This is a genomic window from Achromobacter sp. 18P8.1.1 (assembly GCF_057799415.1).
Genome location: NZ_JBYOKH010000052.1, coordinates 24,747 through 48,614, shown reverse-complemented (window position 1 = coordinate 48,614; position 23,868 = coordinate 24,747). Strand labels below are relative to the sequence as shown.

The 23,868-nt window shown below is 64.5% G+C and carries 27 protein-coding genes; 18 read left to right on the top strand and 9 right to left on the bottom strand.

Annotated elements, in window-relative coordinates; translation table 11 throughout:
* Positions 1–256: 256 nt before the first annotated feature.
* From AC27VE_RS25390 to AC27VE_RS25380, 3 genes are read left to right on the top strand one after another with little or no spacing between them, the layout of a single operon-like run.
* A complete protein-coding gene (locus tag AC27VE_RS25390) occupies positions 257–736 on the top strand; it encodes a carboxymuconolactone decarboxylase family protein (RefSeq protein ID WP_488705334.1) in 480 nt (159 codons plus the stop codon).
* Positions 737–745: 9 nt separating this feature from the next.
* Positions 746–1,501: an SDR family oxidoreductase gene (locus AC27VE_RS25385; protein ID WP_488705333.1), complete on the top strand. Its 756-nt coding sequence runs from the start codon at positions 746–748 to the stop codon at positions 1,499–1,501.
* Between the two features lie 19 nt (positions 1,502–1,520).
* Positions 1,521–2,015 (top strand): Ohr family peroxiredoxin, encoded by a 495-nt coding sequence (locus AC27VE_RS25380; protein ID WP_006225395.1) that lies wholly within the window; start codon positions 1,521–1,523, stop codon positions 2,013–2,015.
* Between the two features lie 4 nt (positions 2,016–2,019).
* Here AC27VE_RS25380 and AC27VE_RS25375 read toward each other — a convergent pair whose 3' ends face one another.
* From AC27VE_RS25375 to AC27VE_RS25360, 4 genes are all read right to left on the bottom strand, one after another.
* Positions 2,020–3,024 carry a LysR family transcriptional regulator gene (locus AC27VE_RS25375; RefSeq protein WP_488705332.1) on the bottom strand — a complete coding sequence of 335 codons (1,005 nt, stop codon included), beginning with the start codon at positions 3,022–3,024 and terminating at the stop codon, positions 2,020–2,022.
* Positions 3,025–3,151: 127 nt separating this feature from the next.
* A complete protein-coding gene (locus AC27VE_RS25370) occupies positions 3,152–3,571 on the bottom strand; it encodes a cupin domain-containing protein (RefSeq protein ID WP_488705331.1) in 420 nt (139 codons plus the stop codon).
* 122 nt (positions 3,572–3,693) lie between these two features.
* Positions 3,694–4,572, bottom strand: coding sequence for an RNA polymerase sigma-70 factor (locus AC27VE_RS25365; RefSeq protein WP_006225391.1), 879 nt, complete (start codon positions 4,570–4,572; stop codon positions 3,694–3,696).
* Between the two features lie 126 nt (positions 4,573–4,698).
* Complete coding sequence (locus AC27VE_RS25360; protein ID WP_488705330.1) at positions 4,699–5,700, bottom strand: bestrophin family protein; 1,002 nt, start codon at positions 5,698–5,700, stop codon at positions 4,699–4,701.
* Positions 5,701–6,084: 384 nt separating this feature from the next.
* Between AC27VE_RS25360 and AC27VE_RS25355 the strand changes: the two genes are divergently transcribed.
* Together AC27VE_RS25355 and AC27VE_RS25350 are read left to right on the top strand one after the other, a co-directional pair.
* On the top strand, positions 6,085–6,912 hold the full coding sequence (locus AC27VE_RS25355; protein ID WP_006225389.1) for an alpha/beta fold hydrolase: 828 nt from the start codon (positions 6,085–6,087) through the stop codon (positions 6,910–6,912).
* Between the two features lie 86 nt (positions 6,913–6,998).
* Positions 6,999–7,916: an MBL fold metallo-hydrolase gene (locus tag AC27VE_RS25350; RefSeq protein WP_488705329.1), complete on the top strand. Its 918-nt coding sequence runs from the start codon at positions 6,999–7,001 to the stop codon at positions 7,914–7,916.
* Positions 7,917–7,930: 14 nt separating this feature from the next.
* Here the strand turns inward: AC27VE_RS25350 and AC27VE_RS25345 are convergent, their stop codons facing one another.
* Both AC27VE_RS25345 and AC27VE_RS25340 read right to left on the bottom strand, forming a co-directional pair.
* Positions 7,931–8,575, bottom strand: coding sequence for a hypothetical protein (locus AC27VE_RS25345; protein ID WP_454677349.1), 645 nt, complete (start codon positions 8,573–8,575; stop codon positions 7,931–7,933).
* Positions 8,576–8,701: 126 nt separating this feature from the next.
* Positions 8,702–9,274 carry a MarR family winged helix-turn-helix transcriptional regulator gene (locus tag AC27VE_RS25340; protein ID WP_488705337.1) on the bottom strand — a complete coding sequence of 191 codons (573 nt, stop codon included), beginning with the start codon at positions 9,272–9,274 and terminating at the stop codon, positions 8,702–8,704.
* Positions 9,275–9,344: 70 nt separating this feature from the next.
* On the opposite strand from AC27VE_RS25340, the gene AC27VE_RS25335 reads away from it, so the two are divergent.
* The 5 genes from AC27VE_RS25335 to AC27VE_RS25315 all read left to right on the top strand — a co-directional run bounded on the left by AC27VE_RS25335 (position 9,345) and on the right by AC27VE_RS25315 (position 14,036).
* Positions 9,345–10,145 carry an SDR family NAD(P)-dependent oxidoreductase gene (locus tag AC27VE_RS25335; RefSeq protein WP_488705328.1) on the top strand — a complete coding sequence of 267 codons (801 nt, stop codon included), beginning with the start codon at positions 9,345–9,347 and terminating at the stop codon, positions 10,143–10,145.
* Positions 10,146–10,299: 154 nt separating this feature from the next.
* The gene (locus AC27VE_RS25330) at positions 10,300–11,463 is read left to right on the top strand and encodes an MFS transporter (RefSeq protein WP_488705327.1); all 1,164 of its coding nucleotides are present in this window, start codon (positions 10,300–10,302) and stop codon (positions 11,461–11,463) included.
* A gap of 61 nt (positions 11,464–11,524) precedes the next feature.
* On the top strand, positions 11,525–12,256 hold the full coding sequence (locus AC27VE_RS25325; RefSeq protein WP_488705326.1) for an SDR family NAD(P)-dependent oxidoreductase: 732 nt from the start codon (positions 11,525–11,527) through the stop codon (positions 12,254–12,256).
* A gap of 215 nt (positions 12,257–12,471) precedes the next feature.
* Positions 12,472–13,662 carry an NAD(P)/FAD-dependent oxidoreductase gene (locus tag AC27VE_RS25320; protein ID WP_488705325.1) on the top strand — a complete coding sequence of 397 codons (1,191 nt, stop codon included), beginning with the start codon at positions 12,472–12,474 and terminating at the stop codon, positions 13,660–13,662.
* 2 nt (positions 13,663–13,664) lie between these two features.
* Positions 13,665–14,036, top strand: a complete 372-nt coding sequence (locus AC27VE_RS25315; protein WP_488705324.1) for a DUF1641 domain-containing protein — start codon at positions 13,665–13,667, stop codon at positions 14,034–14,036.
* Between the two features lie 65 nt (positions 14,037–14,101).
* On the opposite strand, the gene clpB is transcribed toward AC27VE_RS25315, so the two are convergent.
* Positions 14,102–16,708 carry an ATP-dependent chaperone ClpB gene (clpB, locus tag AC27VE_RS25310; protein ID WP_427958562.1) on the bottom strand — a complete coding sequence of 869 codons (2,607 nt, stop codon included), beginning with the start codon at positions 16,706–16,708 and terminating at the stop codon, positions 14,102–14,104.
* A gap of 137 nt (positions 16,709–16,845) precedes the next feature.
* Here clpB and AC27VE_RS25305 point away from each other — a divergent pair, with 137 nt between their 5' ends.
* The 8 genes from AC27VE_RS25305 to AC27VE_RS25270 all read left to right on the top strand — a co-directional run bounded on the left by AC27VE_RS25305 (position 16,846) and on the right by AC27VE_RS25270 (position 22,878).
* Complete coding sequence (locus AC27VE_RS25305; RefSeq protein ID WP_488705323.1) at positions 16,846–17,283, top strand: gamma-glutamylcyclotransferase family protein; 438 nt, start codon at positions 16,846–16,848, stop codon at positions 17,281–17,283.
* Between the two features lie 99 nt (positions 17,284–17,382).
* Complete coding sequence (locus AC27VE_RS25300; RefSeq protein WP_006225382.1) at positions 17,383–18,111, top strand: helix-turn-helix domain-containing protein; 729 nt, start codon at positions 17,383–17,385, stop codon at positions 18,109–18,111.
* A 14-nt stretch (positions 18,112–18,125) separates the two neighbouring features.
* Positions 18,126–19,331 (top strand): hypothetical protein, encoded by a 1,206-nt coding sequence (locus AC27VE_RS25295; RefSeq protein WP_488705322.1) that lies wholly within the window; start codon positions 18,126–18,128, stop codon positions 19,329–19,331.
* Between the two features lie 212 nt (positions 19,332–19,543).
* Positions 19,544–20,845, top strand: coding sequence for an MFS transporter (locus AC27VE_RS25290; protein ID WP_006225380.1), 1,302 nt, complete (start codon positions 19,544–19,546; stop codon positions 20,843–20,845).
* 64 nt (positions 20,846–20,909) lie between these two features.
* Positions 20,910–21,359 carry an ArsR/SmtB family transcription factor gene (locus tag AC27VE_RS25285; RefSeq protein ID WP_488705321.1) on the top strand — a complete coding sequence of 150 codons (450 nt, stop codon included), beginning with the start codon at positions 20,910–20,912 and terminating at the stop codon, positions 21,357–21,359.
* Positions 21,248–21,709 (top strand): SRPBCC family protein, encoded by a 462-nt coding sequence (locus tag AC27VE_RS25280; protein WP_488705320.1) that lies wholly within the window; start codon positions 21,248–21,250, stop codon positions 21,707–21,709. Before AC27VE_RS25285 ends, AC27VE_RS25280 begins: the two co-directional genes overlap by 112 nt.
* A gap of 55 nt (positions 21,710–21,764) precedes the next feature.
* The gene (locus tag AC27VE_RS25275) at positions 21,765–22,463 is read left to right on the top strand and encodes a DUF899 domain-containing protein (RefSeq protein WP_488705319.1); all 699 of its coding nucleotides are present in this window, start codon (positions 21,765–21,767) and stop codon (positions 22,461–22,463) included.
* A gap of 13 nt (positions 22,464–22,476) precedes the next feature.
* The gene (locus AC27VE_RS25270) at positions 22,477–22,878 is read left to right on the top strand and encodes a hypothetical protein (RefSeq protein WP_488705318.1); all 402 of its coding nucleotides are present in this window, start codon (positions 22,477–22,479) and stop codon (positions 22,876–22,878) included.
* On the opposite strand, the gene AC27VE_RS25265 is transcribed toward AC27VE_RS25270, so the two are convergent.
* Both AC27VE_RS25265 and AC27VE_RS25260 read right to left on the bottom strand, forming a co-directional pair.
* A complete protein-coding gene (locus AC27VE_RS25265) occupies positions 22,859–23,191 on the bottom strand; it encodes a 2Fe-2S iron-sulfur cluster-binding protein (protein ID WP_006225375.1) in 333 nt (110 codons plus the stop codon). The two genes, AC27VE_RS25270 and AC27VE_RS25265, sit on opposite strands and share 20 nt — an antisense overlap.
* Before the next feature lies 1 nt (position 23,192).
* On the bottom strand, positions 23,193–23,780 hold the full coding sequence (locus AC27VE_RS25260; protein ID WP_006225374.1) for an NUDIX domain-containing protein: 588 nt from the start codon (positions 23,778–23,780) through the stop codon (positions 23,193–23,195).
* Positions 23,781–23,868 lie beyond the last annotated feature (88 nt).

The following is a 23,868-nucleotide window of genomic DNA, read 5'->3' as shown; positions in this document are numbered from 1 at the left end:
CCGGGTGTTGGTGAGGGTGGCGCATTAAAAATGTGCCCGCCCCCCCACGCGCTAAACGGGGCGGGGGGGGGCGGCAGCCTCCCCGGGCTACGCGGCGGTGCGTCCCCGGATGATTGTTGCTATTGAGGCAACATCATGGTCCCTTGGCCGGGCCTACTGCCGATTTCCTTGCGGACCTACGATTTGGGCGTTGTTCAAACACACGCCACACCCGCCCAACAGGGCCGGGACACGCAAATCCACCCAGGGAGTCACCATGAGTCAACGTCTAAACGCTTTCGCGCTATCGCCCGAACTGTTCAAGAAATTCGTCGAATTCGGCATGCTCTTGAAGTCCGGGACGATCGAGCAGTCCATCCTGGATCTGATCGAGATCCGCGCCTCGCAGATCAACGGCTGCGGCTTCTGCCTGGACATGCATGTGAAGCAGGCCAAAATCCACGGTGAACGCGAGCTGCGCCTGCACCATGTTGCAATCTGGCGCGAATCCACCGAGTTCTCGCCGCGCGAGCGCGCCTGCCTGGCCTGGACCGAGGCGCTGACCACCCTGGGCGCGCATGGCGTGCCCGATGAAATCTATGAGCGCGTCCGGACCCAATTGTCCGAAAAGGAAATCTCGGACCTGAGCTTCGCCGTCATGGCGATCAATGGGTGGAATCGCCTGAACGTGGGATTCCAGACCGTGCCTGGCTCGGCCGACAAGGCGTATGGCCTGGACAAAGCCCAATTCAACTAAGGACGCATCATGAAAATCCTGGTAATCGGCGGGACGGGCCTGATCGGCTCCAAACTCGTCAAGCTGCTCACTGAGCGCGGCCACGAAGCCATCGCCGCGTCGCCGGCCACCGGCGTCAATACGATCACTGGCGAAGGCCTGGATGAAGCGCTCGCTGGCGTGCACACCGTGGTGGACGTCGCCAACTCGCCCTCGTTCGAAGACAGGGCCGTGCTGGAGTTCTTCCAGGTTTCAGGCCGCAACCTGCTGGCCGCCGAAGCCAGGGCTGGCGTGCGCCACCACGTCGCGCTGTCGGTCGTCGGTACGCACCGCCTGGCTGAAAGCGGATACTTCCGCGGCAAGATCGCCCAGGAAGCGCTGATTGTCAAAGGCGGCATCCCCTACACCATCGTCCACAGCACGCAGTTCTTCGAGTTTCTGGGCGGCATCGTGCAATCGGGCACCCAGGGCGACGAGGTGCTGCTGTCCCCCGCCTTCGTCCAGCCGATCGCGTCGGACGATGTAGCCCAGGCCATGGCCGATGCCACCCTGGCGGCGCCGGTGAACGGCATCGTCGAAATCGCCGGTCCCGACCGGGTTCGCCTGGCTGAACTGGCACAGCGCTACATGGATCGAATCGGCGATAAACGCACCGTGCGGGCCGACATAGGCGCACGCTATTTCGGTGCGCTGCTCAACGACGAAACACTGGTTCCGGGAGCGGGTCCGTGGCTGGGCAAGATCGACTTCGACACCTGGTTCAGCCGTTCGGGCGTACGAAAGTAGCGGCAACCACGAGGACCTTATGCGCAAACTGCGGCCTCCTCCCCAAAGTCTCCTGGACAAGTACCGGGGCGCGGATTTCCATCCCCTGTACACCACCAGTGTGACGGTGCGCGGCGGAGAGGCCGCACACGGCCGCGCCTCCGGCATCGCCATTTCGGATGACGGCGAGCTGCTGGTGGAACTGCGCTTGCCGCCCGAAATGGGCGGCACGGGCGGGGGCACCAATCCCGAGCAGTTGTTCGCCGCCGGCTACGCGGCGTGCTTTCACGGCGCGCTGAGCATGCTGGCCGAGCGGGCGGGCCTGGCCATTCCGGATGCTTCCGTGACGGCCACCGTTTCGTTCGGCCGCGATCCCGTCGATGGGCTGTATACGCTGACCGCAAACATCAACATCCATCTGCCTGGCGTGGCCCGCGCCGTCGCCGAGGAACTGGTGCGCAACACGGAACGGCTGTGCCCGTATTCCAAGATGGCCCAGGACGGAATCAACAGCGTCGTCGCCTTGACGCAATAGCGTCTTACGCCTCGTTCGGCAACAGGCTTTCCAATATCTGCAGGTCCCGCGCACGGATACCTTCGGTCATGTAGTCGATGAAAACGCGCACGCGCGCTGGCAGGTGTTCCCGGCTAAGGAAGCACAGGTAATGCCCGCGGTCGTCCGGCGCGTATTGCGGCAAGCAGGCAACCAAAGTGCCCGCCCTCAAGTGGTCACAGACCTGGTAGCCCGCCATTTGCGCGATGCCGTGGCCGTCCAGCACCGATTGCAGTACCAGATCGGCATCGTTGAAAGTCAGCATGGCGGGCGGCGCCACCTTGCGCAACTGGCCGCCTACCTTGAACTCCCATTCGTAGACCCGCCCCGACGCGAACAGGAAGTTCACGCATTGATGGTCAGGGATTTCTTCGACGCTGCCCGGCAGGCCATGCCTGGCCGCATAGGCGGGCGACGCGCACAGCATCATCTGCATGGGAATCACCTTCTTGGCGATCACGCGGCTGTCTTCCATGCGGCCGTTGCGAAACGACACGTCGACGCGATCCGTGGTGAAGTCGGTGGGCCCGTCGTCAAGCAACAACTCGACCGAAATGTTCGGATTGGCCTGGCGGAACCCGTGCAGCAGCGGCGCGACGACTTTGCGTCCGAAACCCACCGTGGAACACACGCGCAGTTGCCCCGATGGCGGCCCCTCGCGCAGGTCCCGCATGTCGTCCAGGGCCCGGATGATCCGATCCACGCCCGGATGGCACTCTTCATAGAAGCGTTGGCCCTCGGCGGTCAACGAGGTGCTGCGCGTAGTACGTACGAACAGCCGGATGCCCAGTTGGTCTTCCAGCTTTTGCACACTGCGGCTGACGGCCGACCGGCCGATGCCCAGCCGGTCGCCGGCCTTGGCGAAGTTGCCTTCCACCGCGACGGCGATGAACGCCATGACGCCGGCATAGCTGGTGGCGAAACTGTCGGCCAGGGAGTCCGGGCCAGTGGCCGGGGGAGCAGCCGGGGAAGCGGAGGGAGGTGTCGGCATGATGGCGGCGTCGCAAGTAGGTTGATCCTACCGTTAAGACGGCGCAGCGGGTCATTTTGTGACATCGCCCGACAAAATAAGGGATCGCCCGGGAGGTAACCCCGCATTCCCCGCAATGGTTCGTCCCTTATTTCACGGGGGTCAACACAGGAGCCCCCTCCTTCTTGATCAGAACGACCAGGAACTTGGCGGGCTGCGTCTGACTGGCGTTGCGACCCACGGTGTGGACGTCGTGGGGGCCTTCGTAGAAGGTCTGGCCGGGGGTCAGCGTCACTTCCTTGCCGCCCTTGACCTGCATGACGATGCTGCCTTCAAGCACATAGACGAAGCTATAGGCGTCGTGGCGGTGGACAGGATCGGCCGCGCCGGGCGGGTAGTCGACGACGATCATCAGCGCGTCCTTGCCAGGGATGTCCGGCAGGTCCTTGCTCATCAGCTCCGTGACGATGGCGTCGGCCGGCGCCGCACCGGAGGCGGCGTGGGCAAACGGGCTAAACAGCGCGCCCGCGGCGATAAGCGGCAACGCGAACTTCGTGATCTTTGACATGGCCAATCCTTGGCAGCGTGAAGGAAAGCCCATCGTAGGAGCACCAGCGTTGCTGCGGTAGGTCCGCGCAGGGGATCACCATGTTGCCCCGCAGGCACCAACGCCCGCGCAGGACGCCGGTATCAGTCTTGCGCCAGCGCGGCCGAAATACGCGCAAGCTTGTCCGGATTGCGCTGCACCAGGACCCGCGTCAGACGCTCACCATCCGTTTCGTAGGCCTGCACCGATTCAAGGTGGCCATCAATGAAACGCAACAGGGTCCATTGGCCGTTCACCTGAACGACTTCAGTGCGTAGGCCTTCGCGGTAGCGGCGCTTGCCGGCGTAGAACAGCTGCGCCAGGCGTTTGCCGCCCACCAGACTGGCAAAGCTCGACACCTTGCCGCCGCCGTCGCCGATAAGCTCGGCGTCGTCGCTCAGCAGCGCATGCAGGCCGTGGAAATCGCTGCGCTGCATCGCGTCGGCAAAAGCAAGCAACAGGCGTTGCAACGTCGCACGCGGCACGGTCTGGCGGGGAGTGCCCTGGCTCAACTGCTGCTTGGCGCGGCGCACAAGCTGACGGACCGCGGCCTGCGTCTTATCCAGCGTCTGCGCGATGTCTTCATAGTCGGCGTCAAAGACCTCCCGCATCAGGAAAGCCGCGCGGGCGTCCGGCGACAAGCGCTCCAGCATGTACAGAAAAGCCACCGACACGTCGTCGGCTTGCTCATGGATCTGTTCCGGCGTGGCTGGCGCGGCCATCAGCATCGGCTCGGGCAGCCAGACCCCCACGTAATTCTCGCGTTCGGCCTTGGCCGCGCGCAGGCGGTCGATGGACAAGCGGGTGGTGGCGGTGACCAGCCAGGCTTCGGCGTTCTGCACCGCGGCGCGGTCTGTGCCGTCCCAGCGCAGCCATGCTTCCTGCACGACGTCTTCCGCCTCGGCCACCGCACCCAGCATGCGGTAGGCGATCGCGTACAGGCGAGGACGGTGACGCTCGAAGAGGAGCACGGAGTCAGTCATAGGGAGGGGGTCAACGCCAAGCAAGGCGACGCGGGAGGAAAAGTATTTTGCCGCAGCCGCCCTGCGGCGACAAGCACGATGCGCCGGCGCCGCGCAATCGGATCCTGCCGCACGGGACCCCGTGGACTACAGCACGATCACGTTGGCGGATAGCCCCGGCAGGTCGGCGCTGCCGTGCATCTGCTTCAAGTCCCGCTCGACCATCGTGCTCAGCCGGCTGATGGGCACATCGTTGGCACTGCCTTCGAAGGGGTTTTCCGTGCTTTCGCCCACCTGCTCAAGCGAGGTGTAGATCCACGAGATGATCACGCTGAAAGGCACCGCCAGCCATACCATCTGGCCATGCATGAATCCGCCGACGCTCTGTCCGATCTGATCGAACTGGGCCGCCAGGCCGAACGGCAGCGCCACGCAGAACGAACGCACGAACAAGGTATTGATGATGGCGTACTGGCGCGGGTATGGAAAATTCTTGATGCGCTCGGCCTGCCCCTGCAGATCCAGCAGTTCCCTGATGCGGCTGTTGAGTTCGGCATACTCCGATGCGGTGATGGCGCCCTCGTCCAGCAGGCCCCTGACCGCGCGGCCCTGCATGGCAAGCAGCTGCGCCGCCTTGCCGTCGGCCGGCATCAACGCCGCGATCTCCGGTGTCGGCAGATACCGCGACAGTGCGGACTCCAGCGATTCGACACGTTCCGGGATCACGTACCGTCTCTGGTATTCCGCGTTGGGCCGGCTACCCGCGCTTTCCCAGACGCGGGCCTCGCGCAATTGATAGCGCAGCGCCGTCAACCAGGCCAGATGCCGGTTCACCAGGCCCGCGATCTGGCCCGGATCGCTCACGTAGGTATGGCTGATCACCCCCCAGTAGCGGCTGGCGCTGACGATGCTCATCCAGATCTTCTGCGCTTCGACCGTGCGCGCGTAGGTCTGCACATTCTTGAAGCCGACCACGAAGGTGGTGGCCGTACCCAGCAGCGACACCACCGACAGCGGCAGCGTCAGCCATTTCAGGCCGGCGACCTGGTACAGCAGCACGGGCGCGAGGCCTAGCGCCAACAGGCCATAGAGGCTCCTGCGCGTCCAGATCACGAATTCGCTCAAGCGATAGGATTTTCCCAGATGCATGGTGTCGGCCTTGCGCCATCTGGCGCCCAATCAACGCGCGGTGAGCCGCGCCTTCGAACGTCGCGCGTCTTGCGACCCTCGGGATAAATGCTAGAGGGATCGCTTGCGGGGCGGTAGGGCCGCGACACGACGCATGGTGTTGCCTGGACGACACCAATCCGCTGCTGCATTCCCAATGCCCGTGCCTGTGCCTGTGCCCATTCTCGCAAGCTCGCACGCGGCGCACCGCTGCGCCGCGCGGCGAATTGGTGCGCGCCGCACAACAGCGTGCTTCCCGGCGAGGACCTACCGCGCACCAGGGACGCAGACCTACGATGCCTTCACTTTCCACGCAGCAAGCGCAGCAGCCCCGCAATACCTCCCCACCCCAACCGGAGCACGCCCATGACCCGCAATACCTTCACCACTCAGGACGGCACGCAGATCTACTTCAAGGACTGGGGCGACGGCCCGGTCGTCACCTTCTCGCACGGCTGGCCGCTCAACGCGGATGCCTGGGACGGGCAAATGCACTTCCTGGCGCGCAATGGCTTTCGGGTCATCGCGCACGATCGCCGCGGCCACGGCCGCTCGGCGCAGCCCTCGTCCGGCAACGACATGAATGGCTATGCCGATGACCTGGCGCAGTTGATCGAAACGCTTGATCTGAAAGACATCACGATGGTCGGCCACTCTACCGGCGGCGGCGAAGTGGTGCGCTACATCGGCCGCCACGGTACCCGCCGCGTGGCCCGGGCCGTGCTCATCGGCGCCGTGCCACCCGTGATGCTCAAGTCTGCCGCCAACCCCGAAGGGCTGCCGCTTGAGGTCTTCGACGGCATCCGCGACGGCGTGGCGGGCGACCGCTCGCAGTTCTACAAGGCACTGGCCATCCCGTTCTACGGCGCTAACCGAGACGGCGCCACGGTCTCGCAAGGGCTGCTGGACCAGTTCTGGTTGTGGAGCATGCAAAGCGGCCAGAAGAACGCCTACGAATGCGTCAAGGCCTTCTCGGAAACCGACTTCACGGAAGACCTGAAAAAGATCGACGTGCCGACGCTGTTCATGCACGGCGAAGACGATCAGATCGTGCCGGTACACGATTCGGCGAAGAAGGCGGCGCGGCTGGTCAAGCACGCCAAGGAGATCTATTACCCCGGCGCACCGCACGGCCTCACCGCCACGATGCAAGACCGCGTCAACGCCGACCTGCTCGCCTTTCTTCGCGCCTGATGCCCCTGGCGTCGCACGGCAATTTGCCGCCAGTCGCCTGGCACATCCACGCCGGTTAGTCCGGCCCTCATTCAGGAGATTTCGCTATGCTTTCCACAGACAACACCTTGCATGACAGCAACGTCAAACCCATCGACCTCGTTCCGTCCCGGTACGCGGTGCAGGTGGGCGAGATCGACGCGCTGGTGGTCAGCGACGGCGTGCTGCCGTTGCCCACCTCGACGATGGCCACCAATGCCGACCCCGCTGACCTGGCGGATTGGCTGAGCCACATGTTCATGCCGCCGGATGCCTTCGACTGGCCGCTTAACGTGATGGTGGCCCGCAGCGCGGGCCAGACGATCCTTATCGATGCGGGGCTGGGCGGGCAGTTCCCGGGCTTTCCGCGTGCCGGCCAATTCCCGCAGCGCCTGGAATCCGCCGGCATCGCCCTGGAGTCCGTCACGGACGTGATCATCACCCACATGCACATGGATCACGTAGGCGGTTTGCTCGTCGCCGGCGTGAAGGAACGCTTGCGTCCGGACGTGCGCATCCATGTGTCGGCAACCGAAGTCGCATTCTGGACGTCGCCCGATTTCTCGCACACCGTCATGCCCAAGCCGGTGCCCGACGTGCTCCGTTCAACCGCCACGGCGTTCTACAACGAATATCGCGACCGGCTTGTCATCTTCGAAGACACGCATGAAGTCGCGCCGGGCGTGATCGTGCGCCTAACCGGCGGCCATACCCCGGGGCACAGCGTGGTCGACCTGGTGTCCGGCGGCGAGCGCCTGACCTTTGCCGGTGACGCCATGTTCCCGGTAGGATTTGACCATCCCGACTGGCACAACGGCTTCGAGCATGATCCCGAAGAATCGGCGCGAGTCCGCATCGGCCTCTTTCAAGAGTTGGCCGAGAACGGCGGGCTGCTGGTGGCGGCCCATTTGCCGTTCCCGTCGGTCGGCCGGGTCGCCGTCAACGGCGACGCCTTTCGCTGGGTCCCGGTCATCTGGGATTACTGACCGGGCGCCCCCGTTCAGCGGCAGCGCTCTGTCGGCAAGCCGTAGCCAATGGTGATGGCGTTGACCGGCACGTCCTTGAAGGCGGCCTCGGCAACATCGTCGAACCGGGTCTCGCAGTTGAACTTCGTGTTGATCACGTAGTCATTGCCCGCGGCCTTTTTCATGTGCGCTTCCCACTGGTCGGCGGCATCCGCCGCCTTGCCGCCGGCCAACACCATTTCCATCAGTACCTCCAGCCCGCCCGCCGCACGCGGTGCGACCCACAGCGCATAGGCCGACGGATCCACGGCATTGCCGCATTCCGTCAGGCAACTTGCCGTGTAGCGCTGGCCCCGGCCGAACGCGCCGGGCGTGATGGGCTGGCCGGCCTTGGGCGCATATTCGCCGATGAAGCTTTGCAGGTCGGCTTCGCAGCCATTGGCCAATTCCATGCGCAACGCCGACACCTTGCCCCCGCCGATCGTGGCGGTGATCGGGCAGCTCTGGACGAGGAACAGGTGGTCGTTTCCGTTGGACTCACGCGGAATGCCGGCAACCGATTCGAAATAGCGCTGATTGGTGCCCAGCATGTTGGCGTTGAAGACTTCCTTCACCGTCGCGGCCTGCGAAGCGCCTGCGCCGACCATCAGGATACCCAGGGTCAAAGCCTTGAATTTCATACGAAATGACATTCCATCGTTAATGGGTCGTGCGAAAAGGGAGGTTCCGGCTACAAAAAAACCGGAACGGAATTGTAGTCTGACACCATTATCTTGAAGGATTTGTCCCGCGCCTTGGGACGCGAGTCAGCGTCTGTTGTACGCATCCAGGAAGTCATCGGACGCCACGTGATCGGCCAGCGCGCGCAGCGTGGCGGCAGAATCGCTTCCCAGCACCTCCTCGACGCGCTGGTTGGCCGTGCCCCAGTGCACAAGGGCCTCGTCCAGGCGCTCCATGCCGGCGGGCGTCAGCGCGGCACGCTTGATCCGTCTGTCCAGTTCGTCCGTCTGAAGGGTGATATAGCCGTCGCGAACCAGCGGCCTGAGCGCGTGCGTCACCGCAGAGATCTGGATGGCAAGCTTGACCGCAAGATCCTGCAACGTGGGGGCCTGCCCGTCGCTTGCCGCGGCCATCCGCTGGATCTCCGCCAACAGACTCACCTGGGTAGCCTTCAATCCTAGGGGAGCAAGCGCATCGTCGTACAGATTGCCCAGACGGCGCGCGGCGCGCCTGAGCGCGGTGTTGGTGCAGGCCAACACCTCGAATACGTTTTTTCCATCGCTGGAAACCTTGCAAGCGCCGTCAGCCACCGATGCTGCGCCAGGATTTTTTTTTCCCATGAGGTGAAGATCTTCGCGTGTTGCGCTATTGACAAGCACCAACTATACCGCCATATACTTGAGCACTCAATTAATTAGTTGAGCACTCAAGTTAATCATGGAGATAGGTATGTCACTTTCCAAAAAAACCGCCGTCGTCACGGGTGCGTCCTCCGGGATCGGCGCCGTCTATGCCGACCGGCTGGCGGCCCGCGGGTATGACCTGATTCTGGTCGCGCGGCGTGCCGACCGCCTGACGTCATTGGCGCAAAAGCTGTCATCGGCCCACGGCGTCGGCATCCAGACTCTTGCCGCTGACCTGGGCACCGACACCGGCATTGCGCAGGTGGAAGCCGCGCTTGCAGGCAATCCGGACGTCGGGATCCTGGTGAACAATGCCGGCTCGGCCCGACTGCGTGCCTTGGGGCAGTCTTCCCTGGAAGATTCCTTGTCCCAGATCGCGCTCAACATCACGGCGCTGACGCGATTGACCCACGCGGTGCTTCCGGGCTTCCTCGCCCGCAACGACGGCGCCGTCATCAACATCGCTTCCGTCCTGGCGGTGCATTCGCTCGCCATCAGCTCGGTCTACAGCGGCACGAAGGCCTATGTGCTTGCCTTCAGCCGAGGCCTGCAGCAAGAACTGGCCGATACCAACGTGAAAGTCCAGGTGGTCCTGCCAGCGTCAACCGCGACCGAGATCTGGACCGAGGACGTCTCAGGCGTGCCCCTGTCAGCACTGCGTCCAGAATCGGTGATGAGCACGGAAGATCTGGTGGATGCCGCGCTCGCCGGGTTCGATCAGGGCGAGGCGGTCACCTGGCCTTCGGTTGCCGACGCAAGCCTATGGGAGCGTTTCGACACGGCGCGTGCCAGCCTGTTCGCCGCCACCCAGACCGGCACGCCGGCGCCTCGCTACCGCAAGGCCTGACGGTCGCGCGCGGCTGATTCCGCCCCTGGGCAGCAGATCGGCCGCGCGCACGGAAGTCGGCGAAACCCCGGCTTCGCGTCGCTCAGACACAGATACCGATACAGAGACAACCAAGGAATCCGTAATGTCGCTTCAACAACCAGGCCCAGGGAACATGCCGGCCTATTCCTGGCCAGGCGTCCTGGCTATCGCACTGGGCGCGCTATCGCTCGTCGTCACCGAGTTCCTGCCCGTGGGCCTGCTGCCCGGTATCAGCCGCGACCTGGGCGTGGCCGAGGGCACGGCTGGCCTGGCGGTCACCGCCACCGCCCTGCTTGGATTCCTGGCCGCACCGGTAACGGCGATCGCGATTGGCCGCGCCGACCGGAAAACCGTGATGCTCGGCCTGACCGCACTGCTCATTGTCTCTAGCCTGCTCTCGTGGCAAGCCGGAAGTTTCACCGTGCTTCTCTTTGCGCGGGTGATACTCGGCATTGCGATCGGCGGGTTCTGGGCCATTTCGATTACTGCAGCCGCCAAGCTGGTGCCGCCAGAAAAGGTGCACGCCGCATCGTCACTCGTCTTCGCAGGCATCTCGATCGGATCTGTCATTGCCGTGCCCGCCGGTTCCTATATCGGCGCCCACGCGGACTGGCGCGAGGGCTTCGCCTGGGCAAGCGGGCTTGCCGTGCTGTGCTTCGTATTACAGCTGGCCTGTTTGCCCCCGCTGAAAATGAAGGAAGGCGTGAACGTGCGGGACTTTTTCGGCCTGCTCAAGCACCGCAAGGTGCGCGCAATCTTTCTGACCGTCGTATTCATCGTCGCCGGCCAATACGCGGGCTACACCTTCGTGACGCCGTACCTGGAGCAGATCGCGCATCTGGATACCGCCGTGGTCAGCATCCTGCTGTTGGCGTATGGCATTGCGACGGTCGCCGGAAATTTCGTGGGCGGCGCATTCGCCGGCCGTCATCTGCACAAGACGGTGCTTGCCACGGTGTGGATATACGTGCTGGCGATTTCAGCGATCGCGGCATTCCCGGGAACCCCGCTTTATGCGGGCGCCGCCTTGCTGGTCTGGGCAGTTTCGTGGGGCATGGCGCCTGTCGGTACGCAGCTATGGTTATATAACGCGACACAGCATGCGCCGGAAGCGGCGCAGGCAATGAACACGAGTGTGTTCCAGTTATCCATCGGGCTGGGGTCCCTGGCCGGCGGCATCGCCGTCAATCATCTTGGCTTGCACAGCTCGATGTGGTTGGGCGCCCTGATCCTGGCCCTGGCGGTGGCCATGGTCTACCTGGTCGGCCATATGAACCGGCAGGAAGCCACTGCCTGAATCCGATTCATCCCGGGACGCGGAAGTCCGCGTCCTCGCTTTTCCAAACAAGGAGTGCGCAATGCAGCCGACTGCAATTGTCGTAGGCGTAGGTTCCGAAGAAGGCTTGGGCGCCGCAGTGGCCCGCCGATTCGCCAAAGGCGGTTTTCACGTCCTGGTGGGCGGCCGTACGGTCGCAAAGCTGGAACAGGTGGTGCATAGCCTGGGCCCCGGTAACGGCACGCCAGTGCAACTCGACGCCAGCAAGGAAGAAGATGTCCAACGGCTATTCCGCATGGGGGCCTCGCCTGGCGCAGGACGATCCACGGCCAGCGTCGTTATCTTCAACGCTGGCAACAACCAACATATTCCCTTCGGGGAGATCTCCGCCGCGCAGTTCGAGGAGTTCTGGCGTGTCGGTTGCTTTGCGGGGTTCCTGGTAGGGCGTGAGGCGGCGAAGCTGCTATTGCCCCAGCGTCAAGGCACGATCCTCTTCACCGGCGCCTCGGGCAGCCTGCGTGGGCGTCCCGGCTATGCGCATTTCGCCAGCGCCAAGGCGGGATTGCGCATGTTGAGCCAGAGCATGGCGCGCGAGTTCGGCCCGCAGGGGCTGCACGTGGCTCACGTCGTCATCGATGGCGGCATCAACGGGACGCGCTTGAAAAGCTCGCGCCCCGACGCCGTCGCGCAGCGCGGAACGGATGGATTGCTGGACATAGACGCCATTGCCGAAACGTATTGGCAGCTCCATCTGCAGCACCCGTCCGCCTGGACCCAGGAAATGGACCTGCGCCCATTCAAGGAACCGTTCTGAATCCCCTTCGGCACGGGGCCCCTGCGCCCGGACCGCTCCGGCCGTCCGGGTGCCCGCCCGGCCGTCCCTTCAATTCGAACCGGTGTGCGGCCGGCGTGGACGGGGACACCCTCAAATATAAGAAATAGTTATTTAATTGACCTTATTACCCGCCGTTGGTACATATAGACGCGCAACTGCACTTGGTTCCTGACTATTCTCACAGGAGGATTTTTATGAGCAAGCGAATTGTTGTCGTAGGCGGTGGGGTTGGCGGCACCATGCTGGCCAACCAGCTGGTCTCCAAGCTGTATCCCGAGGTGTCGCGAGGCGAGGTCAGCGTCACGTTGTTGTCGGATTCTCCTGACCACTACTACAAGCCCGCCTTCATGTATGTGGCCTTCAATCTTTTCTTCCAGGAAGAGTTGAAGCGCCCGGAACGTTCTCTGCTGCGCCCCGAGATCCATTTCCACGTCGATAAAGTCACGCGGTTTGAATTCAACAGCCAGGAATTGCTGACGCAGCAGGGCAAGCGCTACGGCTATGACTACCTGGTCATCGCCACGGGCTGCATCCCCGCGCCCGAGCGCATAGAAGGCCTGAAAGAAGCCGGCGATCATTTCTATCAGTACGCGCCGGCGCGCCAATTGGCCAACCGGCTGTCCAAGATCGACAAAGGTCGCATCTTCGTCAGCGTCACCTTCCCGAAGACGCCGAACGTGCCCCACCAATGCGGCATCGCGCCCATTGAAACCACCCTGATGCTGGACGACTATTTGCGCCGTCGCGGCGTGCGCGACAAAGTCGAAATCGTCTACACCTACCCCACCACGTCGCAACTCTTGCGCAACTGCCTGTTCCTGCAACAGCCCACTTGCGAGGTGCTGCCCGCCATCTTCGAGCAGCGCGGCATCAAGTTCCAGCGCGGCTTCACGCTGGCGCGCGTGGACCCGGAGGCACGCGTCGCGTATTCCGCGGAAGGCGGCGAGCAACCGTTCGACATCCTGATGGCGACGCCGCCGATACGCGCCGTCGATGCCGTGCTGGAGTCAGGCGTATCCCAGGCGGAGGACAACGAGGGCTGGCTGCCGACCGATCACGAAACCATGCAGCTCTACGGATTGCGCAATGTCTACGTCATCGGCGATACGGTGGACCTGCCAGTCAGCAAAGCGGGCGGTTCGTGCCACAACCAGGCGCCCGTCATCGCCAACAACATCGCGGGCGAAATCCGGCTGGGCCACCCATGCAGCGTCTACGAAGGCCGGGTGCAAGCCGTTGCCCAGATGGGGCTGAATGCGGGCATGCCCTTGTGGTACGACTACACCCATGACGTGCAGCCCACGCCTCCTACCAAACTGGGCGGGCTGCTTCGGCATGGATTCAACCGGGGGCTGTACTGGGCGGTTGCAAGGGGAATGCTATGAACATGAATAGCCATGATGAAACGCTGCAGGCGCTGGCCGGCAAGCTGCGTCCGCTTGTCGACAGCCAACGGCTGGACAACATCGTCGACCTGATCTCGCTCACTTCCGACCTGGTGGATCTGCTGGACCAGCCCATGGTGGAGAAGCTTGGACTGCTGTCCGAGCAAGCGGCGGGCGCCGCATGGACGGCCGCCAACAGCGTGCGCGCCGCTCACGCGCAAACGCTGGCAGAAGCACATCCGCCCAGCCTCTTGGGCCTGCTGGCGCTGTTGCGTGATGAGGACACGCGACGCGGGGTGGCGCTTGTTCTGCGCTCGCTGCAAAGCGTGGGGCGGCAGATCGGTGCACAGCGGGCCGATTACGCCAACCCCTGAGGCAGTGCATGACTGACGAAAAAAAAGCCCGGCATTGCTGCCGGGCTTTTTCATGCTGCCACCGCTTACTGCAAGGTTCGGGTGAAGACGAATTCGCCGTCCTGCCAGTCCACCGGCACCACGTCGCGCGGGCCGAACTTGCCTTCCAGGATCAGACGGGCCACCGGGTTCTCGATCTGCTGCTGGATCGCACGCTTCAAGGGGCGTGCGCCGAACACCGGATCGAAGCCGGAGCGGGCCAGTTCCGCCAAGGCGGATTCGGTGACTTCCAGCCGCATTTCCTGCTTCTCCAGCCGTGCGCCAAGGCGGCGCAGCTGGATGCGGGCGATGGACTCGATGTGCTGCGCTTCCAGACCGTGGAACACGACCACTTCGTCGATGCGGTTCAGGAATTCAGGCCGCAGGGTCTGCTTGAGCTCACCCCACACCACTTCCTTGACCACGTCGTACGGCTGGCCGGCCAGGCTCTGGATGTGATGCGAGCCCAGGTTGGACGTCATCACGATCACCGTGTTGCGGAAGTCCACCGTACGGCCCTGGCCATCGGTCAGACGGCCGTCGTCCAGCACCTGCAGCAGCACGTTGAAGACATCCGGATGCGCCTTTTCCACTTCGTCCAGCAAGATCACGCTGTACGGCTTGCGGCGCACAGCCTCGGTCAGGTAGCCGCCCTCTTCGTAGCCCACGTATCCGGGCGGCGCGCCGATCAGCCGCGCCACCGAATGCTTCTCCATGAATTCGCTCATGTCGATGCGGATCAGATGCTCTTCGGAGTCGAACATGAATTCGGCCAAGGCACGCGTCAACTCGGTCTTGCCCACGCCGGTCGGGCCCAGGAACAGGAACGAACCGTAAGGCCGCGCCGGGTCCGCCAGGCCCGCGCGTGAACGCCGGATGGCGTCGGAGACCAGGCGCACGGCCTCGTCCTGACCCACCACGCGCTTGTGCAGGAATTCCTCCATGTGCAAGAGCTTCTCGCGTTCGCCCTGCATCATCTTGGACACGGGGATGCCCGTGGCACGCGACACAACTTCGGCGATTTCCTCGGCGCCGACACGAGTGCGCAACAGACGCGGGCGGGATTCGTCGCCCTCGGCGTTTTCAGCAGCCTGCGCAGCCCCCACTTCGGCGGCCTTCAGGCGCGATTCCAGGTCGGGCAGCTTGCCGTATTGCAGCTCGGCCAATTTGTCGAACTGGCCCTTGCGTTGCAATTCGGCCATTTCGGCGCGCACGCTGTCGATCTCTTCCTTGATGGCCTGCGTGCCTTGCACTGCCGCCTTTTCGGCCTTCCAGATTTCCTCGAAGTCGTTGTATTCGCGTTGCAGCTTTTCCAGTTCGTCTTCAATGACACCCAGGCGGCGCTTGGACGCGTCGTCGGTTTCCTTCTTGACGGCTTCGCGCTCGATCTTCAACTGGATGATGCGGCGATCCAGCTTGTCCATCACCTCCGGCTTGGAGTCGATTTCCATGCGGATGCGCGCACCGGCTTCGTCGATCAGGTCGATGGCCTTGTCGGGCAGGAAGCGGTCGGTGATGTAGCGGTGCGACAGTTCCGCCGCGGCCACGATGGCCGGGTCGGTGATCTCGACGCCGTGGTGGATCTCATAGCGTTCCTGCAAGCCGCGCAGGATGGCGATGGTGGATTCCACATCGGGCTCGTCGACCAGCACCTTCTGGAAGCGCCGCTCGAGCGCCGCGTCCTTTTCGATGTACTTGCGGTATTCGTCCAGCGTGGTCGCGCCGATGCAATGCAGTTCGCCGCGTGCAAGCGCCGGCTTGAGCATATTGCCCGCGTCCATCGCGCCTTCGGCCTTGCCCGCGCCGACCATGGTGTGCAGCTCGTCGATGAAGACGATGTTGCTGCCATCGTCCTGGCCCAGCTCTTTCAGCACGGCCTTCAGGCGTTCTTCGAATTCGCCGCGGAACTTGGCGCCGGCCAGCAGCGCGGCCAGATCGAGCGACAGCACGCGCTTACCGCGCAGGCTCTCGGGCACTTCGTCGTTGACGATGCGCTGCGCCAGACCTTCGACGATGGCGGTCTTGCCCACGCCGGGTTCGCCGATCAGGACCGGGTTGTTCTTGGTGCGGCGCTGCAGGATCTGGATGGTGCGGCGGATTTCGTCGTCGCGGCCGATCACCGGATCAAGCTTGCCCTGGCGGGCGCGCTCGGTCAGGTCCATGGTGTATTTGGACAGGGCTTCGCGGTTGGACTCGCCTTCCGCGCCGGATACGTTTTCACCGCCGCGCACGGCGTCCACCGCGGCTTCGAGGGCTTTTTTCTGCAGGCCCGCTTCACGCAGGATGCGGCCGGCCTCGCCCTTGTCGTCGGCCAGCGCCAGCAGGAACAGTTCGCTGGCGATGTAGGTGTCGCCGCGCCGGGCGGCTTCCTTGTCGGTGCGGGTCAGCACCGCGTTGAGTTCGCGGCCGACCTGCACGTTGTCGTCGCCCTGCACTTGCGGCAGCGACTTCATCGCGCTTTCCAGCGCGGGTTGCAGGCGGTTGACCGCTACACCGGCGCGCGCCAGCAGGCTGCCTGCGCCGCTGTCCGGATCGGACAGCAAGGCGGACAACACGTGGACGGGTTCGATGTAGGGATGGTCGTTACGGGCGGCCAGACTTTGGGCGTCGGCCAAGGCTTGCTGGAACTTGGTAGTCAGTTTGTCGAATCGCATAATGGTCGTTTGGCTTGTTGGGGAGCCTGACCGATACGTGCCGGCTGGCTCGATATCCTGAATATGCGGACAGATGAGAGAATTTCAACACCATCCGGCCACTTGTTTTGCTACGACGTGCAGCAACAATCCGACCTATGAGCATATACGTTTTTGTCTACGGCACCCTACGCGCCGGCGAAATCAATGATCTTGCGCAAGCGGTCGCCAAACGGGGCCTGCCCGCCGCCCGGCTGGTGGGTGCGGCGTCCGTGCCCGGCATGCTGGTCGACTTCGGCAACTGGCCTGGTCTGATCCCCGTAGCAGATGGCCGCCGCGTGCGCGGCGATGTCTACCTGGTGGAGCCCGCCCTGATCGCGCTGATGGACGAAATCGAGGAATACGTGCCCGGGCAGCCCTGCTGTTTTGTGCGCCGCGAAATCATCGCGCGCCTGGAATCGGCGGAACGGGGCAACACCGAAATCCGCTGCCAGTATTACCCCATCGACCCGGCGTTGCGGGGCGCCGCGACCGATATCGCCGGCGAGGACTGGATCGCGCACCGGCACGGCCGGACGACCGGCGGCACCTCGTAAGACGGCCGTAGTAACAACAGACTACAATAGCTGTTGTCTTCACGCTTTACACCCGTTTCGCCCTCCCCGGCGCGCAACGGGCACTATAGAGGTCATCGTATGCAAAAACGGGTTCCCGTTGCCCCTGATGGCGCCCACTGTTCCACCTGCATGTTGGGACACGTGTGCGTGCCCGTGGGAATGGCCGCCGCCGAAGTGGAAAAACTGGATGAGCTGGTGAAAGAGCGTGTGCGCCTGGAAAAGGGCAAGACGCTGTATTCGCTGGATCACCCGCTTGATGCCGTCTACAGCGTGCGCTTTGGCAGCATCAAGACCCAGTTGGAAGACGCGACCGGCCAGATCCAGGTCACCGGCTTTCACCTGCCCGGCGAGATCGTCGGCATGGACGGCATGCTGGAAGGCAAGCACGTGTCGGCCGCCGTCGCGCTGGAAGATTCCGAAGTCTGCGTCATCCGCTTGAGCGACGTGGACCGCGTGGCCGCGCACCTGCCGTCGCTGCAGCAGCAGTTCCGGCGCCTGATGAGCCGCGAAATCACGCGTTCGCACCAGATGCTGGCGTCGCTGGGCGCCATGCGTTCCGAACAGCGCCTGGCGGCCTTTCTGCTGAACCTGTCGCAACGTTATGCCTCGCTGGGCTATTCGTCGACCGAATTCGTGCTGCGCATGAGCCGCGAAGAAATCGGCAACTATCTTGGCCTGACGCTGGAAACGGTCAGCCGGCTGTTCTCGCGTTTCGCGCGCGAAGGCCTGATCAAGATCAACCAGCGCGAAGTCCGCATCCTGGATCTGCCTGCGCTCAAGCAGTTGCTGGGCCTAGAGACCTGCTGACGCTACGCCGCGCCATGCGCCGCGCCCCCGCCCCTTCCGCGTCCCGACCCCTGCCGCACGCGCCCGCGCGCCGGCGATTCGGGCGCCGACTGGGCGTCGCGCTGGCCCTGGCCGCGACGCTTGTCCCCTGGGCCCTGCGCGCGCAGACGCCGCTGCCGGACCCCTACGATTACGACGAAACCGTTCCCGCGCCCAAGCGCACCACGCCGTTGCGTTGGCAGACGGTGGAACTGGGCAAGCCAGGGCATCGGTACAAGATGCCGGTCTATGCTAACCGCGACCTGGCCCGCGACGACCTGCGCGATATCAAGCAGGTCCTGATCGTCATCCACGGCGTGAAGCGCGACGCCGACCGTTACTACGACACTGCCGCCGGCCTGCTGGCCCGCAACCCGGACCGGGCGCGCGACACGCTGGTGCTGGCGCCCCGCTTTCCCGGGACCATCGATTCGGGTTTCGGCGGCATGGCCGCATGGCGCAAGGCCAGCTGGGAAGACGGCGAAGAGAGCATCCAGGCCGCCGGGCGGCCCGCCCCCGTCAGCTCGTTCCAGGTGCTGGACGACCTGCTGCGCAGCCTGGACGACCGCAAGCGCCTGCCCACCCTTGCCAACATCGTGCTGGCCGGGCACTCCGCTGGCGCGCAGCTGGTGCAGCGCTACGCCGTGCTGAACAACACCGACGGCCCGCTGCGCCGCGACGGGCTGGCGCTGCGCTACGTGATCGCGAACCCCTCGTCCTACCTGTACCTGACCAACGAGCGCCCGCGCGCTGACGGCAAAGGTTATGCGCCGTACGAACGCGGTATCTGCCCCACCTACAACCAGTACAAGTACGGCACGGACAAGCTGCCGCCGTACGCGCGCGAAACCGACGACACACGGCTGTTCGTCCGTTATGCCGCCCGCGACGTGATCTATCTGCTGGGCGGGGCCGACAACAACCCCGAGCACCGCCTGCTGGACAAGACCTGCGGCGCCGAGGCGCAGGGCGCCACACGCCTGGCCCGCGGCACCGCTTACGTGCAGTACGAATACCTGCTGGCCGCTCGCGGCGCGAAGCCAGTGCCGCTGCACCGCACCACCTTCGAGGTCGGCGGCGTGGGGCACGACAACAAGGGCATGTTCGGCTCCGTCTGCGGTGCGCAGGCCTTGTTGGGCAGCGGCGCCCAGGCCGGCGACCGGGCTGCGGCCTGCGACATCATCAAGCCGCGCGGCAAGTAACGCCGCAGCCGCTTGCAGGGCGCTGGCTCCTCGCCAACCCTGACAAAAACCTGAATGAAAACTGTTCGCCATTACGTGCATTTCAGCGTAGGCAGGCGCAAGATACCGCGATGCATGTTCCATTTCGCGGCTGGCCTTGCGATCTTGACGGGCGAGGACAAGGCGCGGTCGCGTGTCCGGCGACTCCCGACAAGCTCACCCTGAGAACAGCCATGACGCAAACGTATCTCGCCATGCCCGACGCCAAACGCCGCATCAAGGCCATCTTCGTCGGCTCCATGGGCAACCTGGTCGAGTGGTACGACTTCTACGCCTATACCGCCTTCGCCCTGTATTTCGCCCCCGCCTTCTTCCCCTCGCATGACCCCGTCGTCCAGCAATTGAATGCCGCCACGTTGTTCGCGGCCGGCTTCATCGTGCGCCCGCTGGGCGGCTGGCTGTTCGGGCACATCGCCGACCGGCACGGGCGGCGGATATCGCTGATGGTGTCGGTGGTGATGATGTGCGTGGGTTCGCTGATCATCGCCGTCACGCCCACGTACGCGACCATCGGCCTGGCGGCGCCCGCGCTGTTGGCGCTGGCCCGCGTGATCGAAGGCCTGAGCCTGGGCGGCGAGTATGGCGCCAGCGCCACCTACCTGACCGAGATATCAGACCCGGAACACCGCGGCTTCTATTCCAGCTTCCAGTACGTCACCCTGATCGGTGGCCAGCTCTGCGCGATCCTGGTGCTGCTGCTGTTGCAGAACGTGTTCCTGACGCACGAGCAGCTGGTGGAATGGGGCTGGCGCATCCCCTTCGTGATCGGCGCCCTGCTGGCCATCGTGACCGCGCTGATGCGCCGCGACATGCCCGAGACCGACTCGTACAAGGAAGCGCAGAAGACCAAGCCGAAGACCAGCTCGCTGCGCGGCCTGATGAAATATCCGCGCGAGGTCGCGATCGTGGTGGGGCTGACTGCCGGCGGCACCGCGGCGTTCTACACCTTCACCACGTACATGCAGACCTTCGTGCGGCAGACCTCGGGCTTTACCGACATCACCACGACCTACATCATCGCGGCCTCGCTGATCTTCGCGCTGATCCTGCAACCGCTGTATGGCGCGCTGTCGGACAAGATCGGGCGCAAGCCGCTCCTGATCTTCTTCGGCGTGGCGGGGGCCGCGCTGACGGTGCCCATCCTGATGACCTTGTCGAACACCCGTTCGCCCTTCATCGCCTTCCTCTTGATCTGCGGCGCGTGGGTGTTCACAGCCGGGTATACGTCGATCAACGCCGTGGTGAAGGCCGAACTGTTCCCTACCAACATCCGCGCCACCGGCGTCGCCGTGCCCTATGCGGTCACGGTGTCGATCTTCGGCGGCACGGCGCCCGCCATCGCCCTGTTCTTCAAGCAGCAAGGGCACGAAGCGTGGTTCTACTACTACCTGGCCGGCGTGATCTTCCTGTCGCTGCTGGTGTACGCGACGATGCGCGACACGAAGCACCAGTCGGCCATGCACCGGCACGACTAACCTAGGGAAATTCCCGACGCTGCCGGCTTGACGCCGGCAGTTCTTCGGGCGGATACTTAACCTTATGGTTAACTTAAACGATGACACGCTGGACAGCATCTTTTCCGCCCTGGCCGATGGCACCCGCCGGCAGGTGCTGGCTGACCTGGAACGGGGCACGGCATCGGTCAGCGAACTGGCCCGGCCCCATGCCATGTCGCTACCTGCCTTCATGAAGCATCTGCGGGTGCTGGAAGACGCCGGGCTGATCGCCCGCGCCAAGGACGGACGCGTGGTCAGTTGCACGCTATCGCCCGAGCCGATGCGCGCGGCGTCCGACTGGCTGGCCCGCTACGAGAAGTTCTGGAACGGCCAACTGGATTCGCTGGCCCGGTACCTGTACCACGACGAGGAGATCCACCCATGGCAACCCGAACCCGCTCCGACAACGCCCCCCTCGAGCTCCGGCTCACGCGGCGCTTCGCCGCCCCCGTCGACCGCGTCTGGCGCGCCTGGACGGACCCGCAAGCGCTGATGCGCTGGTTCGGCCCGGCCGGCACGCGCGAAGTGCTGGTGGCCGACACCGACGTGCGCGTGGGCGGGGCCTACCTGGTGGGCTTCGTCACCGAGGACGGACAGTCGCATTACGCCAGCGGCGAGTACCACGAGGTGCAGCCGCAGCGCCGGCTGGTTTTTACCTGGGCCTGGCGCGACACCCCCGAAGAAACATCACTGATCACGCTTGAATTTGCTCCCGCGCAGGGCGGCACTGAACTGGCCTTCCTGCAAACCCCGTTTGTCGATCAGGCAACCCGCGACGGCCACGAACACGGCTGGGCAGGTGCGATGGACCGGCTGGCGGACCATCTGGCAAGTGCGGCCTGAATAGCCGTTTACCTTGCCCAGGCCCGAGTGGCCTGCCACGCAAAGGAGTCGTACGATGCAGACCCCCCATCCTGTCGTATCCCGTCCCCAATGGGACGCCGCTCGCGAGGCCCTGCTTGTCCGCGAAAAGGCGATGACACGCGCCCAGGACGCTCTGGCCCGCGACCGGCTTGACCTGCCCTGGGTGCGGGTGGACAAGCCTTACCAATTCCAGAGCGCAGGCGGGCCGCGGGGCTTGGCCGACCTGTTCGACGGCAAGCGCCAACTGATCCTCTACCATTTCATGTACGGCCCGGATTGGGAAGAAGGCTGCGTCGGCTGCTCGTTCCTGGCAGACCATCTGGACAGCGCCCTGATGCACCTGCGTCATCACGACGTATCGGTGGTGGCGGTGTCGCGCGCGCCGCTGGCCAAGCTGGATGCGTTCAAGCAGCGCATGGGCTGGCGCTTCGATTGGTTCTCGTCCGAGGGCTGCGACTTCAACTTCGACTTCCACGCGTCGGTGCCGCAGGCCGATGGCAGCGTGGAAGAACGCTCGGGCGCCAGCGCCTTTTACTCGGACCCGGACGGTGAGATCTTCCACACCTACTCGGCGTTCGAACGCGGCGTGGAGCGCTTGGCCGGCGCCTACAACTATCTGGATTTCGCGCCCCTGGGCCGAAACGAAAACGGCCCCCACTTCAACCTGGGCGACTGGGTCCGTCACCATGACCGGTACGACGACGCCCCGAAGGCGTGCCACGCTTGCGCCTGACGGCGTACGCACCATGGCAGCGCTATGGCTGGCCTGCCTGGTAGCCATGGCGCTGGGCCTGTGGGTCGACACGCGCCAGACGCCTGCGGCGCTGCTGGCCAGCGAATGCGGCGCACCGGGCGGGCTGCTGGACATGGCGTGGCGGCACGCCATCCTGATGCCGGCCAGCAGCGCTGCGATGGCGCTGGCGGCCCTTGCGCCGTGGCCGGTGGGGCGCACCCGCGCGCCGCCGCTGGGCCAACGCCTGCTCTGCGCGCTTTCCATGGCGATAGGGATGGTGCTGGGAGCCCGGCTGGGCGTCGCGGCAGCGCTGATGCTGAACGCGGCGCCCTTTGCCGGCATGGCACTCGGCATGGCGGCCGGCATGGCCGTGGGCCTGGCCCCGGTGCTGGCGTTTAGCGTCGGGCGCCGGTAAGCGGCCGCGCCACCGCCGGCGCGGCTTCGATGGGCGCGGCAAGCGGCGCCTGGATCTCTAGCGGCGACGTGGCGTGCGCAACGCAAGGCAGGATCCAGCCTTCTTCTTTCTCGTCGCGCGACAGGCCGGGCCATTCAATGCGATAGGCCACCGAGCCCTCCAGCATCAGGCACATGCACGCCCGACAGGTGCCATTGCGGCACGAACTGGGCAGCTTGATGCCTGCGGCCTGCGCGGCCAGCAGGACGGACGTGCCCGCGTCGGCCTCGAACCGCAGGCCGGCGGGTTGGACCAGGACCGGGAACGCGGGCATGTCAGCCGGCGTTGTCCTGCCAGTCCAGCTGCCAGGCGCCGGACAGCACGTTCTGCATCCACAGCACGCAGGTCAGCGTCTTGGCGTCGGTGACTTCGCCCTTGCTGCACGCCGCCAGCAATTCGGCGGGGTCCGCGCTGATCACGTCCAGGAATTCGTCCTGGTCCAGTTGCCGGGGACCGGCGCGCAAACCGCGCGCGAAGAAAATGTGGATGATCTCGGTGGAATAGGCGATGGCCAGGTGCAAGGCGCCGGCGTGCGCCCATTGATCGGCGGTGTAGCCGGTTTCTTCCAGCAGTTCGCGTTTGCCGCAAACCAGCGGATCTTCGCCCGGGTCCAGCTTGCCGGCGGGAAACTCGGTCATGACGCGGCCAATCGGGTAGCGGAACTGGCGCTCCAGCAGAACGCGGCCGTCATCCAGCAAGGGGATCACCACGACCGCGCCGGGATGCACGACGTATTCGCGCGTAGCCGTATTGCCGTTGGGCAGGCTGACGGTGTCCCGCCGTATTTTCAGGAAGCTGCCTTCATAAGGCGCTTCGCTGGTCACCAGTGTTTCGACAAGATGGGTATCGGTTGGACGGGTCATGAGGGCGCGTGGGGATCTCTGGGTCTCTTCGAACAATCAGGCGCGAAAGCGCCTTCGGCAAGCAGTGCAGCTTACCATCGCCGCCCGC

What these genes read in the sequence shown, in the direction of transcription:
- AC27VE_RS25330 (WP_488705327.1), top strand. Translation starts at nt 10,300, where the DNA reads ATGCCGGCCTATTCCTGGCCAGGCGTCCTGGCTATCGCACTGGGCGCG.
- AC27VE_RS25320 (WP_488705325.1), top strand. Translation starts at nt 12,472, where the DNA reads ATGAGCAAGCGAATTGTTGTCGTAGGCGGTGGGGTTGGCGGCACCATG.
- AC27VE_RS25375 (WP_488705332.1), bottom strand. Translation starts at nt 3,024, where the DNA reads ATGCCGACACCTCCCTCCGCTTCCCCGGCTGCTCCCCCGGCCACTGGC.
- AC27VE_RS25305 (WP_488705323.1), top strand. Translation starts at nt 16,846, where the DNA reads ATGAGCATATACGTTTTTGTCTACGGCACCCTACGCGCCGGCGAAATC.
- AC27VE_RS25380 (WP_006225395.1), top strand. Translation starts at nt 1,521, where the DNA reads ATGCGCAAACTGCGGCCTCCTCCCCAAAGTCTCCTGGACAAGTACCGG.
- AC27VE_RS25265 (WP_006225375.1), bottom strand. Translation starts at nt 23,191, where the DNA reads ATGCCCGCGTTCCCGGTCCTGGTCCAACCCGCCGGCCTGCGGTTCGAG.
- AC27VE_RS25295 (WP_488705322.1), top strand. Translation starts at nt 18,126, where the DNA reads ATGCGCCGCGCCCCCGCCCCTTCCGCGTCCCGACCCCTGCCGCACGCG.
- AC27VE_RS25345 (WP_454677349.1), bottom strand. Translation starts at nt 8,575, where the DNA reads ATGAAATTCAAGGCTTTGACCCTGGGTATCCTGATGGTCGGCGCAGGC.
- AC27VE_RS25315 (WP_488705324.1), top strand. Translation starts at nt 13,665, where the DNA reads ATGAATAGCCATGATGAAACGCTGCAGGCGCTGGCCGGCAAGCTGCGT.
- clpB (WP_427958562.1), bottom strand. Translation starts at nt 16,708, where the DNA reads ATGCGATTCGACAAACTGACTACCAAGTTCCAGCAAGCCTTGGCCGAC.
- AC27VE_RS25335 (WP_488705328.1), top strand. Translation starts at nt 9,345, where the DNA reads ATGTCACTTTCCAAAAAAACCGCCGTCGTCACGGGTGCGTCCTCCGGG.
- AC27VE_RS25290 (WP_006225380.1), top strand. Translation starts at nt 19,544, where the DNA reads ATGACGCAAACGTATCTCGCCATGCCCGACGCCAAACGCCGCATCAAG.
- AC27VE_RS25360 (WP_488705330.1), bottom strand. Translation starts at nt 5,700, where the DNA reads ATGCATCTGGGAAAATCCTATCGCTTGAGCGAATTCGTGATCTGGACG.
- AC27VE_RS25285 (WP_488705321.1), top strand. Translation starts at nt 20,910, where the DNA reads ATGGTTAACTTAAACGATGACACGCTGGACAGCATCTTTTCCGCCCTG.
- AC27VE_RS25260 (WP_006225374.1), bottom strand. Translation starts at nt 23,780, where the DNA reads ATGACCCGTCCAACCGATACCCATCTTGTCGAAACACTGGTGACCAGC.
- AC27VE_RS25350 (WP_488705329.1), top strand. Translation starts at nt 6,999, where the DNA reads ATGCTTTCCACAGACAACACCTTGCATGACAGCAACGTCAAACCCATC.
- AC27VE_RS25325 (WP_488705326.1), top strand. Translation starts at nt 11,525, where the DNA reads ATGCAGCCGACTGCAATTGTCGTAGGCGTAGGTTCCGAAGAAGGCTTG.
- AC27VE_RS25365 (WP_006225391.1), bottom strand. Translation starts at nt 4,572, where the DNA reads ATGACTGACTCCGTGCTCCTCTTCGAGCGTCACCGTCCTCGCCTGTAC.
- AC27VE_RS25385 (WP_488705333.1), top strand. Translation starts at nt 746, where the DNA reads ATGAAAATCCTGGTAATCGGCGGGACGGGCCTGATCGGCTCCAAACTC.
- AC27VE_RS25300 (WP_006225382.1), top strand. Translation starts at nt 17,383, where the DNA reads ATGCAAAAACGGGTTCCCGTTGCCCCTGATGGCGCCCACTGTTCCACC.
- AC27VE_RS25370 (WP_488705331.1), bottom strand. Translation starts at nt 3,571, where the DNA reads ATGTCAAAGATCACGAAGTTCGCGTTGCCGCTTATCGCCGCGGGCGCG.
- AC27VE_RS25355 (WP_006225389.1), top strand. Translation starts at nt 6,085, where the DNA reads ATGACCCGCAATACCTTCACCACTCAGGACGGCACGCAGATCTACTTC.
- AC27VE_RS25270 (WP_488705318.1), top strand. Translation starts at nt 22,477, where the DNA reads ATGGCAGCGCTATGGCTGGCCTGCCTGGTAGCCATGGCGCTGGGCCTG.
- AC27VE_RS25280 (WP_488705320.1), top strand. Translation starts at nt 21,248, where the DNA reads ATGGCAACCCGAACCCGCTCCGACAACGCCCCCCTCGAGCTCCGGCTC.
- AC27VE_RS25275 (WP_488705319.1), top strand. Translation starts at nt 21,765, where the DNA reads ATGCAGACCCCCCATCCTGTCGTATCCCGTCCCCAATGGGACGCCGCT.
- AC27VE_RS25390 (WP_488705334.1), top strand. Translation starts at nt 257, where the DNA reads ATGAGTCAACGTCTAAACGCTTTCGCGCTATCGCCCGAACTGTTCAAG.